Origin of the sequence: Nocardioides luti (assembly GCF_014212315.1) — a bacterium.
Lineage (GTDB): Bacteria > Actinomycetota > Actinomycetes > Propionibacteriales > Nocardioidaceae > Nocardioides > Nocardioides luti.
Map to the genome: position 1 here is coordinate 2,147,270 of NZ_JACKXE010000001.1, position 14,425 is coordinate 2,161,694.

At 73.1% G+C, this 14,425-nt stretch carries 13 protein-coding genes and 1 tRNA gene; 1 reads left to right on the top strand and 13 read right to left on the bottom strand.

What is annotated here, in order from left to right:
* Positions 1–122 precede the first annotated feature (122 nt).
* The 12 genes from H5V45_RS10235 to rhaI form a co-directional block, all read right to left on the bottom strand.
* Positions 123–1,511 (bottom strand): vWA domain-containing protein, encoded by a 1,389-nt coding sequence (locus tag H5V45_RS10235; RefSeq protein ID WP_343061499.1) that lies wholly within the window; start codon positions 1,509–1,511, stop codon positions 123–125.
* Between the two features lies 1 nt (position 1,512).
* Complete coding sequence (locus H5V45_RS10240) at positions 1,513–2,379, bottom strand: AAA family ATPase (RefSeq protein ID WP_425491432.1); 867 nt, start codon at positions 2,377–2,379, stop codon at positions 1,513–1,515.
* A gap of 100 nt (positions 2,380–2,479) precedes the next feature.
* Positions 2,480–3,238 (bottom strand): crotonase/enoyl-CoA hydratase family protein, encoded by a 759-nt coding sequence (locus H5V45_RS10245; protein WP_185252836.1) that lies wholly within the window; start codon positions 3,236–3,238, stop codon positions 2,480–2,482.
* Positions 3,235–3,771, bottom strand: coding sequence for a gamma carbonic anhydrase family protein (locus H5V45_RS22645; RefSeq protein WP_185252837.1), 537 nt, complete (start codon positions 3,769–3,771; stop codon positions 3,235–3,237). The genes H5V45_RS10245 and H5V45_RS22645 overlap by 4 nt, the downstream gene beginning before the upstream one ends.
* A 43-nt stretch (positions 3,772–3,814) precedes the next feature.
* Complete coding sequence (locus tag H5V45_RS10255) at positions 3,815–4,192, bottom strand: hypothetical protein (protein ID WP_185252838.1); 378 nt, start codon at positions 4,190–4,192, stop codon at positions 3,815–3,817.
* Positions 4,189–5,109 (bottom strand): hypothetical protein, encoded by a 921-nt coding sequence (locus H5V45_RS10260; protein ID WP_185252839.1) that lies wholly within the window; start codon positions 5,107–5,109, stop codon positions 4,189–4,191. Before H5V45_RS10260 ends, H5V45_RS10255 begins: the two co-directional genes overlap by 4 nt.
* A gap of 103 nt (positions 5,110–5,212) precedes the next feature.
* On the bottom strand, positions 5,213–5,857 hold the full coding sequence (locus H5V45_RS10265) for a hypothetical protein (protein WP_185252840.1): 645 nt from the start codon (positions 5,855–5,857) through the stop codon (positions 5,213–5,215).
* A gap of 166 nt (positions 5,858–6,023) precedes the next feature.
* Positions 6,024–6,110 (bottom strand) — tRNA-Ser (locus H5V45_RS10270).
* 186 nt (positions 6,111–6,296) lie between these two features.
* Complete coding sequence (locus tag H5V45_RS10275; protein ID WP_185252841.1) at positions 6,297–7,532, bottom strand: alpha-hydroxy acid oxidase; 1,236 nt, start codon at positions 7,530–7,532, stop codon at positions 6,297–6,299.
* 60 nt (positions 7,533–7,592) lie between these two features.
* Positions 7,593–9,080 (bottom strand): rhamnulokinase, encoded by a 1,488-nt coding sequence (locus H5V45_RS10280; protein WP_185252842.1) that lies wholly within the window; start codon positions 9,078–9,080, stop codon positions 7,593–7,595.
* Entirely contained in the window at positions 9,077–11,119 is a 2,043-nt protein-coding gene (locus H5V45_RS10285) for a bifunctional aldolase/short-chain dehydrogenase (protein WP_343061500.1), read from the bottom strand. The genes H5V45_RS10280 and H5V45_RS10285 overlap by 4 nt, the downstream gene beginning before the upstream one ends.
* 2 nt (positions 11,120–11,121) lie before the next feature.
* Positions 11,122–12,309: an L-rhamnose isomerase gene (gene rhaI / locus H5V45_RS10290; RefSeq protein ID WP_185252844.1), complete on the bottom strand. Its 1,188-nt coding sequence runs from the start codon at positions 12,307–12,309 to the stop codon at positions 11,122–11,124.
* 116 nt (positions 12,310–12,425) lie between these two features.
* Here rhaI and H5V45_RS10295 point away from each other — a divergent pair, with 116 nt between their 5' ends.
* On the top strand, positions 12,426–13,454 hold the full coding sequence (locus H5V45_RS10295) for a substrate-binding domain-containing protein (protein ID WP_185252845.1): 1,029 nt from the start codon (positions 12,426–12,428) through the stop codon (positions 13,452–13,454).
* 83 nt (positions 13,455–13,537) lie between these two features.
* Here H5V45_RS10295 and H5V45_RS10300 read toward each other — a convergent pair whose 3' ends face one another.
* Positions 13,538–14,416, bottom strand: a complete 879-nt coding sequence (locus tag H5V45_RS10300) for an amidohydrolase family protein (protein WP_185252846.1) — start codon at positions 14,414–14,416, stop codon at positions 13,538–13,540.
* Positions 14,417–14,425 lie beyond the last annotated feature (9 nt).

Sequence of the window (14,425 nt, forward strand, 5' to 3'; positions counted from 1 at the left end):
CCCGGTAGCCCGCGACGCCGGGGCAGGGGCAGGGGCTGTGACGCGGTGTCCACGTCACTGGTGCGGTGCTCCAGCAGCCTCGGGGCCACGTGGACACCGCGTTACATGACGCGCGCTGCGGCCTAGAGGATGTCGTGCACGAACTCCCCGAGCTGGGTGAGGTTGCGGCACTCGACCATGGGGACGACGTCGCCGTACGCCGTGGCCGCGGAGTCACCGGTGTCCCAGTGGCGGGTGTGCTCGGGGTTGAGCCACCAGCTGTGGCGCGCCGCGCCGGCCAGGTCCCGCAGGACGTCGAGGGCGAGGTCGCTGTAGTTCGACCGGGCGTCGCCGAGGATCAGTAGCGAGGACTTCGGGCCGACCGCGTCGGCGTGGTTCTCCTGGAACTTCGTGAACGCGCGCCCGTAGTTCGTCCGGCCCCACAGCGCCGCGTGCGAGGTGCTGGCAGCGAGGTCGGCCATCACGTCCGCGACGTCGGCGCCCGGCCGGAAGTGCTCGGTCACCTCGTGGACATGGTCGATGAAGGTGAAGGCGCGGACCTTCTGGAACTGGTCGCGCAGCGCGAAGACGAGCAGCAGCGTGAACTGCGCAAAGTTCGCGACCGAGCCGCTGACGTCGCACAGCACGACGAGCTCGGTGCGGTGCGGCCGCTTCGGCTTGTGGTGGGTGACGAGGGGGACGCCGCCGGTGGAGATCGAGGCGCGGACGGTACGCCGGAAGTCGAGCGGGCCGCGACGGCGGGCATGGTGCTCCTGCGTCAGCCGGGTCGCGAGGCGGCGGGCCAGCGGGTAGATCTCGCGCCGCATCTCCTCCACGTCGGAGCGCCGCGCGGCCATGAAGTCGAGCCGGTCGATGGTCGGGCGGACCGCGACGTTCGCGACGTGGTCGGGCCCCTTCTCCTCGGCGATCCGGCGGCGCGCGTCGTCCTCGACGCGGCGGGTGAAGCCGCCGACGCGACGACCCGCGGAGCGCTGCGCCTCGCCGTCGACGCGACCCTCGGCGAGCAGGGCGGCCACGATCTGCTCGGTGAGGTCGGCGGGCGAGACCCGCTGGAGGGCGGTGTACGCCGACCAGCTGGACAGACCCGGCCCACGACCCGGCATCGCGCCGAAGCGGGCGACCGCCTCGACGGCCAGCCGCGCCAGCGTCTCCTCGTCGCCCGCGACCATCGCCTCGAGCAGCTCGGCCCGGAAGTCGGCGAGGGCCTGGGCGTTGTCGCGGACGGTCTCGTCGTCGGCGTCCTCGCCGGCCTCGTCCCCGAGCGAGGTCGCCCCCTCGCCGACCAGGCGCGGGAAGTAGAGGTCGAACAGCGTGTCGAAGGTCGGTCGCTGGGCGTGCTTCTTGACCAGCGTGGCGGCGTACGCGTCGTGGATGGTGCCGCGCTCGCTCCAGTCGACCGCCGTCAGCGCGGCGATCGCGTCGAGGTCCTCGGCCAGCGAGACCGACAGCCCGGCGCCGCGCAGCGCCTCCAGGAAGGCGATGTGGCGGTCGAGCAGCCCGGAGCGCACCACGTCAGGCCCGCAGCCGGAGTTCCTTGATCGCACGCTCCTGGTCGGAGGAGTGCTTGAGGATGACGCCGAGGGTGTCCGCGATCGCCTTCTCGTCCAGGTCGCCGATCTCGAGCGCGATCAGGGTGCGGGCCCAGTCGACGGACTCCGCGATCGACGGGGCCTTCTTGAGCTCGAGCTCGCGCAGCCGCGCGACGGTGGCGACCAGCTGGCCGGCCACCTTGTCCTCCAGGCCGGGCACCTGCGAGGTGACGATCTCGCGCTCGCGCTCGGCGTCGGGGTACTCCAGGTGGAGGTACAGGCAGCGGCGCTTGACCGCCTCGGACAGCTCGCGGGTGGCGTTCGAGGTGAGCACGACGAAGGGACGGCGTACGGCGACGACCGTGCCCAGCTCGGGGATCGTGACCTGGAAGTCGGAGAGCACCTCCAGCAGCAGGCCCTCGACCTCGACGTCAGTCTTGTCGACCTCGTCGATGAGCAGCACGGTGGGCTCCTCGCGCCGGATGGCGGTGAGCAGCGGCCGCGTCAGCAGGAACTCGTCGGTGAAGATGTCGTCGTGGGTCTCCGACCAGGTCTGGTCGTCGCCCTGCGAGGCCTGGATGCGCAGCAGCTGCTTCTTGTAGTTCCACTCGTAGAGCGCCCGGGCCTCGTCGAGGCCCTCGTAGCACTGCAGCCGCACCAGCTCGGCGCCCGTCGCGGCCGCGACCGCCTTGGCCAGCTCGGTCTTGCCGACGCCGGCCGGGCCCTCCACCAGCAGTGGCTTCTCGAGCGCACCGGCGAGGAACGCGGTCGTGGACGTGGCCGCGTCGGCGAGGTAGCCGACCTCGGCCAGGCGGGTGGTCACGTCGGACGGGGAGGAGAACCAGGTCACCCTCGCGATCCTAGGGCGCGCGGCTGGTGGGCCGGTGGGGCGCCTCGGTGGGGCGGCCGGGGCGTTGCTCCATCACGGGATGCCGCAGGGCCGGGCCCGCTCAGAACACCCCGTGCCGCCCCTCGCCGGACGCGAACCGGGCCGCACCGTCCAGGGCGCCGGCGGCGAGCGAGGTGAGGCCGTGGTGGTACTCCCCGCGCAGGGCGTCGGCCTCGGCCAGGCCGCCCTGCTCGAGGAGGGAGAGCCGGTCCTCGCGCAGGCAGGTCTGGGGGTACGCCGCGAGCGTCCGCGCGAGCGCCTCGGCCTCGGCGCGGGCCGAGCCCGGGGCGACGACCCGGTTGACCAGGCCGATCCGCTCGGCCTCGGCCGCGTCCACCGGGCGGCCGGTGAGGACCAGGTCCATCGCCCGGCTGGTGCCGATCAGCCGCGGCAGCCGCACCGTGCCGCCGTCGATGAGCGGGACGCCCCAGCGCCGGCAGAACACCCCGAGGACGGCGTCCTCGGCGGCCACCCGCAGGTCGCACCACGTGGCCAGCTCGAGGCCGCCGGCGACGGCGTGACCCTCGATCGCGGCGATCACCGGCTTGGAGAGCCGCAGCCGGGTCGGCCCCATCGGGCCGTCGCCGTCCTCGGCCACCCGGTTGCCGTCGGGTCCCCCGACCGCCTTGAGGTCGGCGCCGGCGCAGAACGTCCCGCCCTCGCCGTACAGCACGGCGACGGCCTGGCTGTCGTCCGCGTCGAAGGCCCGGAAGGCCTCGGCGAGGGCGGCCGCGGTCGGGCCGTCCACGGCGTTGCGGGCGTGCGGCCGGTCGAGCACGACGGTCGTGACCGAGCCGTCGACCTCGACCCGCACGCTCATGCGCCGGCCTCGACGCGCGGTGCTCCGGCGGCGTGCCGCTGCGCGAGCTCCTGGTAGTACGGCGGGTTGGTCTCGACCCAGAACTCCGACGACGTGCCGGCGATCGGCTTGGTCGGCTTGCAGGGGATGCCGGCCGCCACGACGCCCGGCGGCAGCTCGGTGCCGGGGGTGAGGACCGAGCCGGCGGCGACCAGGGTGCCGGCGCCGACCTTCGCGTGGTCGAGCAGCGTGCTGCCGTTGCCGACCAGCGCCTTCTCCCCCACCTCGGCACAGTGGACGACGCATCCGTGGCCGACGGTGGCGTCCGGCCCGACCGTCAGGGTGTCGCCGGGACCGGCGTGCAGGACCGAGTTGTCCTGGATGTTCGAGCCCGCGCGGACCACGATCGTGCAGATGTCCGCGCGCAGGACGGCGCCGTACCAGATGCTCGCCCCCGCCTCGACGGTCACGTCGCCGATCAGGGTCGCGGTGGGTGCGACGAAGGCGTCGGGGTGGACGACGGGGCGCTTGCCCTCGAACTCGAAGAGGTTCACGCGGCCATTGTGGCCGGGCCGGAGGGCCGTGGTGTCGGCAGGCTCAGCCGCCGCAGGCGCGGGAGACCTCGGCGAGCAGGAGCGCGGAGAAGTCCGGGTCGCTCGTCACCTTCTTCGAGAAGGCCGCGGCCTGGGCGTCGCTCAGCGAGGGGTAGTCGGGCGCCTCGTCGTACGCCGCCGCGAGCTCGGCCGGGTCGTCGTACACCGTGCCCTGCACCGTGCAGATGTGCGCGGCGGTGAGCCGGAGGAACTCGTCGCGGGCGGAGTCCCCACCCGCCGCCGCGGTGCCGGCGCTCGCGCTCGTGCTGGCGGAGCCGGCCGGCTTGCCCGGCTCGGCGCTGCTGTCGCTCGCGTCACCACCGCCGCACGCCGCCAGGGACGCGAGCAGCACGGCACCCGCAACGGCGCCGGCGAGCCTCACGGCACGACCTTGACGGTCACGGTGCCGGTGAAGCTGCCGCCGGTCCAGGTGGCCTTCACGGGCAGCTGGTAGGTGCCGGCAGCGGCCGTGACGGCGGTGATGCGGACACCCGTGGAGTCGGTGACGCCGACGCCGAGCTTCGTCCCCTGCGCGAGACCGCTGGACGTGCCGTCGCCGGGGTAGACGACCTCGAAGCCGGCAGGCGCCGTGACCGTGACCCGGAAGTTCTCGAGCCCCGGTGCGTTGCCCTTGAAGGCCAGCGCGACCCAGCTCGGCGCGCCGGCCTTGAGCTGCAGGCTCGGCGTCTGCAGCGAGACCGCCGCGCCGCTGGCCGCGGTGACCGGGAGGTTGATCGTCTGCTTGACCTTGCCCGAGCTGCCCGAGCAGTTGTCGACGTCCTTGTGGACGAGGTTGTCCGACTTCTTCAGCGTCGCGGAGTCCTTGAGCCGGGTGAACGTCGCCTCGAACTCGACGGGGTAGCTGCCCGCGGCCGCCGGCGCGGTGAGCTTGAACGCCGTGTAGTCGGTGTTCGTCTCGGCCAGGGCGTTGTTGATGTAGAGCGAGGAGAAGTCGCCGGTGTTCGTCGGGTAGGTGACGACCACGTCCTTGGACTTCGTCGTGACCTCGACGTCGCAGACGTCCGTGCCCGCGGACCAGATCAGGCTGACCCAGCCCTCCTGGCCGGCCTGCAGCGAGGGCAGCGAGCCCGTGACAAGGTTGAGGTCGGCCTTGGTGTTGTTCGCCGGGTCGTCACCCGGGTCGGCGTCCCCGCCCTTGTCGGCCAGGCCCACGCCGGCCGCGGTGGGGGCCGGCGCGGCGCCCGCGGTGAGCGGCGCCAGGGCGACGAGCGGCAGCACGAGCAGCGACGCGGCGACGGTGAGGACGGCCAGACGCCGGGGACGGCGGAGGTGCGGCACGTGGGACTCCGAGACAGGAGGGGCGAGAGTGCTCACAATAGGTCCGCGCGAAGCGGACAGGGATCGTCCGATCGGTCATCCCGCGTGGCCCCGGTGAGCGGCATCAGCCCGTGGCGCAGGCGATCGCTCGCGCGCTGTCGACGGCGTCGGCGGGCCCCGCACGTTGCCAGACCAGGATCGCCCGGTCGCCGTCGACGTACGAGACCGCATAGCTGCGGGCGCCGGTCGAGTCCGGGTCCGCCCAGCTCAGGCGGCCGGTGACCGAGCCGATCCGAACCGGCACCAGCCTGCCCGGCAGGAGTCCGTCCAGGGACCGACCCGTCTCGCTGGCCGCCGCCGGAGTCACCTCGACCAGGATGCCCCCTCGGTCGAACAGCTCCGGCCGCGTCATCCCGTCCGGGTCACCGTCGACGTACATCACGGTGCCGTAGTGCGTGCCGTTCCCGTCGTCCACCGATCCGACAGCCGATGCGGGCACGTCACCGAGGTGTGCCGGCAGCCCCATCTCGGACAGACGGTCCTGGGTGACTGCCTCGGTCTCGAGCTCCGACTCCACCGGGACACTGAACATCCTCGTGGCGTACCCCGAAGGAAGGCGGAACGGGCCCGTGGCCGCCGTGCAGCCGTCGCCGGTGGCGCCAGACACCGCGGCACGAGGGGAGGCTTCGTGCTCCGACCCGCAGCCAGCCACCAGCGCGGCGGCAGAAGCCATGACGAGGCACCAGACGAGCGTGACCGGCAGCTTCATGAGGTGCCCTCGGTGGAGGTCGACGGAAGACGTGGCGAACATCAAACCCGGCCACGTCGTCGTCGACAACCACCGGCACGTCCCGACCGGCAACGCCCGGTGCGGGGGACCGACGCAGAAACCCCCGGCAGGCTCTCGCTTGCCGGGGGTTCCTGGACCTACTCAGCGGTGGCGGTGGGATTTGAACCCACGGTGGGTTTGACCCCACACAACATTTCGAGTGTTGCACCTTCGGCCGCTCGGACACGCCACCGCGGGAGAGATTACTAGAGCCCCTCCGGCGGGTGAAATCGGCCTCTCGACGCCGCCGCCGCAGCAGCTGCTACCCGCCCCGTGTGCCTGAGGACGCGCCGGAACGCGTCCTCAGGCACACGCCGCGTCCGACCGGCGAGCGCCGCGTCCGACCGGCGAGCGCCGCGTCCGACCGGCGAGCGCCGCGTCAGCCCAGCGGGCGCGGGGCCAGCCGGGCGAGCTGGGTGACGTGGGCGGGCTCGAGCTCGTCGAGGGTGGAGACGCCGAGCAGGCGCATTGTCCGCTCGACCTGGCCCTGGAGGATCTCGATCGTGCGGTCGACACCCTCGCGGCCGCCGGCCATCAGGCCGTAGAGGTAGGCCCGGCCGATCAGCGTGAAGTGGGCGCCGTGCGCGAGCGCGGCCACGATGTCCTGGCCGGACATGATGCCGGTGTCGAGGTGCACCTCGAGGTCGGAGCCGACCTCCTTCACGACCTGCGGCAGCAGGTGGAACGGCACGGGCGCGCGGTCGAGCTGGCGGCCACCGTGGTTGGACAGGATGATCGCGTCGACGCCGGCGTCGGCGAGGCGGCGGGCGTCGTCGACGCTCTGCACGCCCTTGACCGCGACCTTGCCGGGCCACTGGTCACGGATCCAGGCGAGGTCGTCGTAGGTCACGGTCGGGTCGAACATCGTGTCCAGCAGGTCGGCGACGGTGCCGGACCAGGCGTCGAGCGAGGCGAAGGCCAGCGGCTCGGTGGTCAGGAAGTTGATCCACCAGGCCGGCCGCGGGATCGCGTTCGCGACGGTGCGCGGGGTCAGGGTGGGCGGGATCGTCATGCCGTTGCGGACGTCGCGCAGGCGCGCGCCGGCGACGGGCACGTCGACCGTGACGAGCAGCGTGTCGAAGCCGGCCTTCGCGGCGCGGTCGACCAGCGCCATCGAGCGGTCGCGGTCCTTCCACATGTACAGCTGGAACCAGTTGCGGCCGCCCGGGGTGGCCGCGGCGACGTCCTCGATCGAGGTGGTGCCCATCGTCGACAGGGAGAACGGGATGCCCGCGGCCTGGGCGGCGGTCGCGCCGGCGATCTCACCCTCGGCCTGCATCATCCGGGTGAAGCCCGTGGGCGCGATGCCGAACGGCAGCGCCACCCGCTTGCCGAGGACCTCGCGGCTGGTGTCCACGTGCGAGACGTCGCGCAGGATCGCGGGGTTGAACTGCACGTCGCCGAAGGCCTCGCGGGCCCGGGCGAGCGAGATCTCGCCGTCGGCGGCGCCGTCGGTGTAGTCGAAGGCCGGCTTCGGGGTCCGCCGCTTGGCGATCCGGCGCAGGTCGTCGATGGTCAGCGCGCTCGCGAGGCGCCGCTCCTTCGGGGACAGGCTGGGCTTCTTGAACTGCAGGAGGGGTGCCAGGTCGCGCCTCGTGGGCAGCTGCCGCTTCATCGCTTCACTCCATCACGTCGACGGTCGGGGTCGTCCGGGGCCTTGCATGTGACCACTCTCTCAGATCTTGCTCAAACGTTGTACCACGTCTCGCCACACCGACGCCTCGCCGGTGGGCTCGAAGCGGCGTAGGGGGTGGGTACGCCGCACCAGCGCCCGCATCGCGGCCAGGTCCGGCAGGTCGACGCCGAGGGTGCGGGCCTGCACCAGCACGTTGCCCAGCGTGGAGGCCTCAGCGGGACCGGCGAGCACCGGCACCCCGCAGGCGTCGGCCGTGAGCTGGCACAGGAGGTCGTTGCGCGAGCCGCCGCCGACGACGTGCAGCACGTCGACGGTGACCCCGGCGAGCCCGGCGGCCTCGTGCAGGTGGCGGCGGTAGGCCACCGCGAGGCTGTCGAGCACGCAGCGCGCGACCTGGCCGGGCGTCTCCGGCACCGGCTCGCCCGCCGCCCGCGCGAGGGCGGCCAGGCGCGCGGGCATGCCGTGCGTCGGCCCCGTCCCGGGCGGCAGCAGGGAGGCGTCGTTGATGTCGACCACCGTGCGCAGCGGCTCCGCGGCGGCCGCGGCGGCGAGCACGGCGGGCAGGTCGGTGCCCGGCACGCCGTCGAGCGCCCAGCCGCGCAGCGCCTCCGAGAGGACCCACAAGCCCATCACGTTCTTGAGGAAGCGGACCGTGCCGTCGACGCCGCCCTCGTTGGTGAAGTCGGCCCGCCGCGCGGCCTCGGTCAGCACCGGCTCGTCGAGCTCGAGACCGACCAGCGACCACGTGCCGCTGGAGAGGTACGCCGGGTGCGCGTGCTCGGCCGGCACGGCGACGACCGCGGAGGCCGTGTCGTGTGAGCCGACCGCGACCACGGGGACGTCCTGCGGCAGGCCGACCGAGGCGGCCACGTCGGGCAGCAGGGTGCCCACCCGGTCGCCCGCCTCCCGCAGCGGCGGGAGGATCGCGGACGGGAGGCCGACCCGCTCGGCGAGCCCGGTCGCCCAGGTGCGCGAGCGGACGTCGTACAGGCCCGTCGTGGAGGCGTTGGTCGCCTCGGCGCCGATCTCGCCGGTGAGCCAGAAGCCCAGCAGGTCGGGCAGCAGCAGCATCGTCGACGCCTGCTCGAGCGCGGGGGTGCCGGCGGCGGCGACCAGCTGGTAGATCGTGTTGAACGGCAGCTGCTGGACCCCGGTGAGGGCATACAGCTCGGCAGCGTCGACGGTGTCGAGCACCCGCGCCGCGACCCCGTCGGTGCGGGAGTCGCGGTAGGAGAACGGGTCGCCGAGCAGCCGCTCCCCTGCGTCCAGCAGGCCGTGGTCGACCGCCCAGGAGTCGATGCCGATGCCGTCGACCGGACCCCCGGCCGCGGCCCGGCGCAGCCCCTCCAGGATCTCGCGATGCAGAGCCCGCACGTCCCAGTGCAGCGAACCCTCGACCTCGACCGCGCCGTTGGGGAAGCGGTGCACCTCGGTCAGCTCGAGCGTCTCCGGGCCGACCACGGCGACCGTCACCCGGCCCGAGGTCGCCCCGAGGTCGACCGCCACCACCCGCACGGATCCGGTCATCGCAGGAACGCTGCCGCCACGCCTGCGTCGACGGGGATGTGCAGGCCGGTGGTGTGGCTCATGTCCGGGCCGCACAGGGCGAAGACAGCGTTGGCGATGTTCTCCGGCAGCACCTCGCGCTTGAGGATCGTGCGCTGGGCGTAGAACTTGCCGAGGTCCTTCTCCTCCACGCCGTACACCGCGGCGCGGTTCGCGCCCCAGCCGCTGGCGAAGATGCCGGACCCCTGGACGACGCCGTCCGGGTTCACGCCGTTGACCTTGACGCCGTGCTCGCCGAGCTCGGCCGCCAGCAGCCGGACCTGGTGGGCCTGGTCGGCCTTGGTCGCGGAGTAGGCGATGTTGTTCGGGCCCGCGAAGATCGCGTTCTTCGAGGAGATGTAGACGATGTCGCCGCCGAGCTGCTGGTCGATCAGCACCCGCGCCGCGGCCTTGGAGACGAGGAAGGAGCCCTTGGCCATCACGTTGTGCTGGAGGTCCCAGTCCGCGGCCGTGGTGTCGAGGAGCGACTTCGACAGCGACAGCCCGGCGTTGTTCACGACCAGGTCGAGACCGCCGAAGGCGAGCACGGCCGCGTCGACCATCGCCGCCACGGCAGCCTCGTCGCTGACGTCCGCGGCCACGCCGACGGCCACGTCCGGGCCGCCGATCTCGGCCGCGGCGGCCTGCGCCTTGGCGAGGTCGAGGTCCGCGACGACGACGCAGGCCCCCTCGGCCGCGAGCCGCTTGGCGGTCGCCTTGCCGATGCCGCCGGCGGCACCGGTCACGAGCGCGATCCGGGTGGCGAGCGGCTTGGGCGCCTGCATCCGCTGGAGCTTGGCCTCCTCGAGCGCCCAGTACTCGATGCGGAACTTCTCCGCCTCGTCGATGGGGGCGTACGTCGACAGCCCCTCGGCCCCGCGCATCACGTTGATCGCGTTGACGTAGAACTCGCCGGCGACGCGGGCGGTCTGCTTGTCCTTGCCGAAGCTGAACATCCCCACGCCCGGCACCAGCACGATGAGCGGGTCCGCGCCGCGGATCGCCGGCGAGTCCGCGACGGCGTGGCGGTCGTAGTAGGCCTGGTAGTCCTCGCGGTAGGCGACGGCGAGCTCCTGCAGGCGCGCCAGGGACTCCTCGACCGTCGCGGAGGCCGGCAGGTCGAGCACCATCGGCTTGACCTTCGTGCGCAGGAAGTGGTCCGGGCACGAGGTGCCGAGCGCCGCCAGCCGCGGGTGCTCGGCCGAGGCCAGGAAGTCCAGGACCACGTCGGAGTCGGTGAAGTGGCCGACCATCGGCCGGTCCTGCGAGGCGATCCCGCGGATCGTCGCGCCCAGCCGCGCGGCCCTCTCCCGGCGCTGGTCGGCCGGCAGGGCGGCGTACCCCTCCAGCGGCGGGCCGAACGGCTCGGGCCGGGAGTGCTCGGCGATGTACGCCGCAGCGGTGTCGATGATCCAGAGCGAGGCCCGCTCGGCCTCCTCGCTGGTGTCGCCCCAGGCGGTGATGCCGTGGCCGCCGAGGACGCAGCCGACCGCCTGCGGGTTCTCCGCCTTGATCGCGGCGATGTCGAGGCCGAGCTGGAAGCCGGGGCGGCGCCACGGGACCCAGACCACGCGCTCGCCGAAGATCGTGGCGGTCAGCTCGGGACCGTCCGCGGCCGTCGCGATCGCGATGCCGGAGTCGGGGTGCAGGTGGTCGACGTGCGCGGCGTCGACGAGGCCATGCATGGCCGTGTCGATCGACGGCGCGGCGCCGCCCTTGCCGTGCAGGCAGTAGTCCAATGCCGCGACCATCTCGTCCTCGCGCTCGAGGCCGGGGTAGACGTCGACGAGCGCGCGCATCCGGTCGAGGCGCAGCACGGCCAGGCCGGACTCCTGCAGCGTGCCGAGGTCGCCGCCGGAGCCCTTGACCCAGAGCAGCTCGACCGGCTGGCCGGTGACGGGGTCGGTCTCGGTGCCCTTCGCGGAGGTGTTGCCGCCGGCGTAGTTGGTGTTCTTCGGGTCCTGGCCGAGCCGGTTGGACCGGGCGATCAGCTCGGCCGCCGTGGAGTGGGGGGTGGTCACGATCAGTTCCATCCTGCCTGGGTCCCGCCGACGCGGTCCGCCTCGATCTGCTGCTGGTAGCCGCTCGCCAGGTAGGCGCGCAGCGGGTTGCCGGCCAGTCCGCGCTCCTCGCGCCAGGCGGCGAGGTCGGCGCGGACGTCGGTGTAGAAGGCGTCCATGAGGACCTCGTTGGCGCCGAGCACGTCGCCCGCCTCCTGGGCCGCGCGCAGGGCGTCGGTGTCGAGCAGCAGGGCCCGTGCCGTCATCTCCTGCACGTTGAGGACCGACCGGATCTGGCCGGGGATCTTGTCCTCGATGTTGTGGCACTGGTCGAGCATGAAGGCGACCTGGCTCTGCCCGTCGGGGTTGGCCGGCCCGAACCCGCCGCCGCGGATCACCTCGACCATGATCCGGAAGAGCTGGAAGGGATCGGCCGCGCCGACGATCAGGTCGTCGTCGGCGTAGAAGCGGCTGTTGAAGTCGAAGGAGCCGAGCTTCCCGAGCCGCAGCAGCTGGGCGACGATGAACTCGATGTTCGTGCCGGGCGCGTGGTGGCCGGTGTCGAGGCAGACCATGGCGCGCTCCCCGAGGGCGGCCACCTGGACGTACGACGTGCCCCAGTCCGGGACGTCGGTGTGGTAGAACGCCGGCTCGAAGAACTTGTACTCGAGCACCAGCCGCTGGTCCTCGTCGAGGGCGTCGTAGATCGTCCGCAGGCTCTCGGCCAGCCGGTCCTGGCGGCCGCGCATGTCGCCCTGGCCGGGGTAGTTGGTGCCCTCCGCCAGCCAGATCTTGAGGTCGCGCGACCCCGTCGCCCGCATCACGTCGATGCACGCGAGGTGGTGGTCGACCGCCTTGCGCCGGACTCGCGGGTCGGTGTGCGTCAGGGCGCCGAGCTTGTAGTCGTCGTCCTGGAAGGTGTTGCTGTTGATCGTCCCGAGGCCGACGCCGAGGTCCTCGGCGTACCTCCGCAGCGCGGCGAAGTCGTCGACGAGGTCCCACGGGATGTGAAGGGACACCAGCGGCGCCAGCCCGGTGAACCGGTGCACCGTGGCCGCGTCCGCGATCTTCTCCTCGACGGTGCGCGGCGTGCCGGCCGAGCCGAACACCTTGAAGCGGGTGCCCGAGTTGCCGTAGGCCCAGGAGGGAACCTCGATGGCCTGGCCCTCCAGGAGCGGGGCGATCTCGCCGAAGCGGGTGGTGCTGGTCATGACGCGTCCTCGCGGCTAGGATTGAAACGTTTCACCAGTCTCGGTCCTGCCGCGGCGCGGGTCAAGGGCGACCGACCCACGCCGCGGCTGATACCACCCATGCGTCAGGAGGAGCCGTGCCCGGACGACCCGCCCGGCGGCGTACGTCGGTCACGGACGTCGCCGCCGCCGCCGGCGTCTCCCTGGGCACCGTCTCGAACGTCCTGAACCGGCCCGAGCGCGTCAGCGCCGCCACCCGGGAGCGCGTCGAGCGAGCCATGGTCGAGCTCGGCTTCGTGCGCAACGAGGGCGCCCGGGCGCTGCGCGCCGGTCAGAGCCGCACGATCGCCTACGTCATGCTCGACGCCGGCAACCCGTTCTTCACCGACGTCGCCCAGGGCATCGAGGACGCCGCCGAGGCGGCCGACCTGTCGCTGTTCCTCTGCAACAGCGACAACCGGCCCGACCGCGAGGCCAAGCACCTCGCCCACCTCCAGCAGCAGCGGGTGCAGGGCATCCTGGTCACGCCCGTCGACCCCGGGGCCGACGTGCTCGACACCATCGCCCGGCACGGCACCCCGCTGGTGATCGTGGACCGGATCCGGCACGACGGGGCCTTCTGCTCGGTCGCCGTGGACGACGTGCTGGGCGGCCGCCTCGCGGTCGAGCACCTCGTCGACCGCGGGCACCGCCGGGTGGCCTTCGTCGGCGGCCCGCTGTCGATCGGGCAGGTGCGCGACCGGTACGACGGCGCGCTGGCGGCCTGGACCGACGCCGGCCTGCCGCCCGAGGACCTGGTGGTCGTCCCCACCCGCACGCTGACCGTGGCGGAGGGTCGCTCCGCGGGCGAGCAGCTGGCCGCCCTGCCCGGACCCCGCCGCCCGACGGCGGCGTTCTGCGCGAACGACCTGCTCGCGCTCGGCCTGCTCCAGCAGTCGACCGGGTCGGGCCGCCGGGTCCCGGGCGAGCTCGCGATCGTCGGCTACGACGACATCGAGTTCGCGGCGGCCGCGGCCGTCCCGCTCACCTCGGTCCGCCAGCCCCGCCAGGAGCTCGGCGCGATGGCCGCCGACCTGGTGCTCGACGAGGCCACCAACCCGGCCCACGCGCACCGGCAGGTCACCTTCACCCCCGAGCTCGTCGCCCGGGCGTCGACGCTGGGGTGAACGGGGCCGCACGGCGCCTGTAACGCGGTGTCCACGTCACTGGTGCGGTGCTGCAGCACGCTCCTGGCTACGTGGACACCGCGTTACAGCCGGGTCGCGGCGTCCAGCAGGCCCGCGTCGAGCCGGTAGAACGACGTGGCGGTCCCGGCGAGCACCTGCTCGCGGTCGGCGGCGTCGAGGCCGAGACCGTCGAGCACCTCCATCAGCCCGGCGAAGACGCGGTCGTAGCCACCCGCGGCGACCGAGATCGGCCAGTCCCCGCCGTACATCAGGCGGGCGGGGCCGAAGAGCTCGAGCGCCCGTTCGACGAACGGCCGGACGCCGTCGGGGGTCCAGGTGTCCATCGCGTCGCCGGGGTAGAGCCCCGAGACCTTCGCGACGACCTGCGGGCTCTCCGCGGCCGCGGCGACCAGGCTCCACCACGGCTCGCGGTCGTCCGCGGACGCCCCGACCGGCGGCTTGGCCAGGTGGTCGATCACGATCCGCAGGTCCGGGTGCCGCTCGCAGAGCGTCGGCACGTGCTCGAGGTGGCGCGGCAGCACCGCGACGTAGTCGAAGGTGACCCCCGCGGCCGCGAGGACGCCGAGCCCCTCGTCGACCTCGGGGCGCAGGATCCAGTCCGGGTCGGGCAGGTCGTGGATCAGGTTGCGCACCCCGACGACCCGCGGGTCCGCCCGGAGCGCCGCGAGCCGCGCGGCCGCCTCGTCGGGCCGCTCGAGCGGGACGTACACCACGATCCCGACGACCTCCGGGTGCTCGTCGGCGACGGCCCGCATCAGGTCGGTGTCGGCGTCGTTGTCGGCCGACTGCACCATCACGGTCGCCCCGACGCCCGCGCGGGCCAGCTGCGGCGCCAGCTCCTCGAAGGTGAAGGTGCGGTTCCACTGCGGGACGTGCTCGCCGAGCCAGGGGTACGGCGCCCGCTCGAGGTCCCACACGTGCTGGTGGGCGTCGATGATCATGCGTGGTCC

Excerpts from the sequence above, each read along its gene's own strand:
- H5V45_RS10245 (WP_185252836.1), bottom strand. The coding sequence starts at position 3,238 with ATGAGCGTGCGGGTCGAGGTCGACGGCTCGGTCACGACCGTCGTGCTC.
- H5V45_RS10265 (WP_185252840.1), bottom strand. The coding sequence starts at position 5,857 with ATGAAGCTGCCGGTCACGCTCGTCTGGTGCCTCGTCATGGCTTCTGCC.
- H5V45_RS10275 (WP_185252841.1), bottom strand. The coding sequence starts at position 7,532 with ATGAAGCGGCAGCTGCCCACGAGGCGCGACCTGGCACCCCTCCTGCAG.
- H5V45_RS10280 (WP_185252842.1), bottom strand. The coding sequence starts at position 9,080 with ATGACCGGATCCGTGCGGGTGGTGGCGGTCGACCTCGGGGCGACCTCG.
- rhaI (WP_185252844.1), bottom strand. The coding sequence starts at position 12,309 with ATGACCAGCACCACCCGCTTCGGCGAGATCGCCCCGCTCCTGGAGGGC.
- H5V45_RS10300 (WP_185252846.1), bottom strand. The coding sequence starts at position 14,416 with ATGATCATCGACGCCCACCAGCACGTGTGGGACCTCGAGCGGGCGCCG.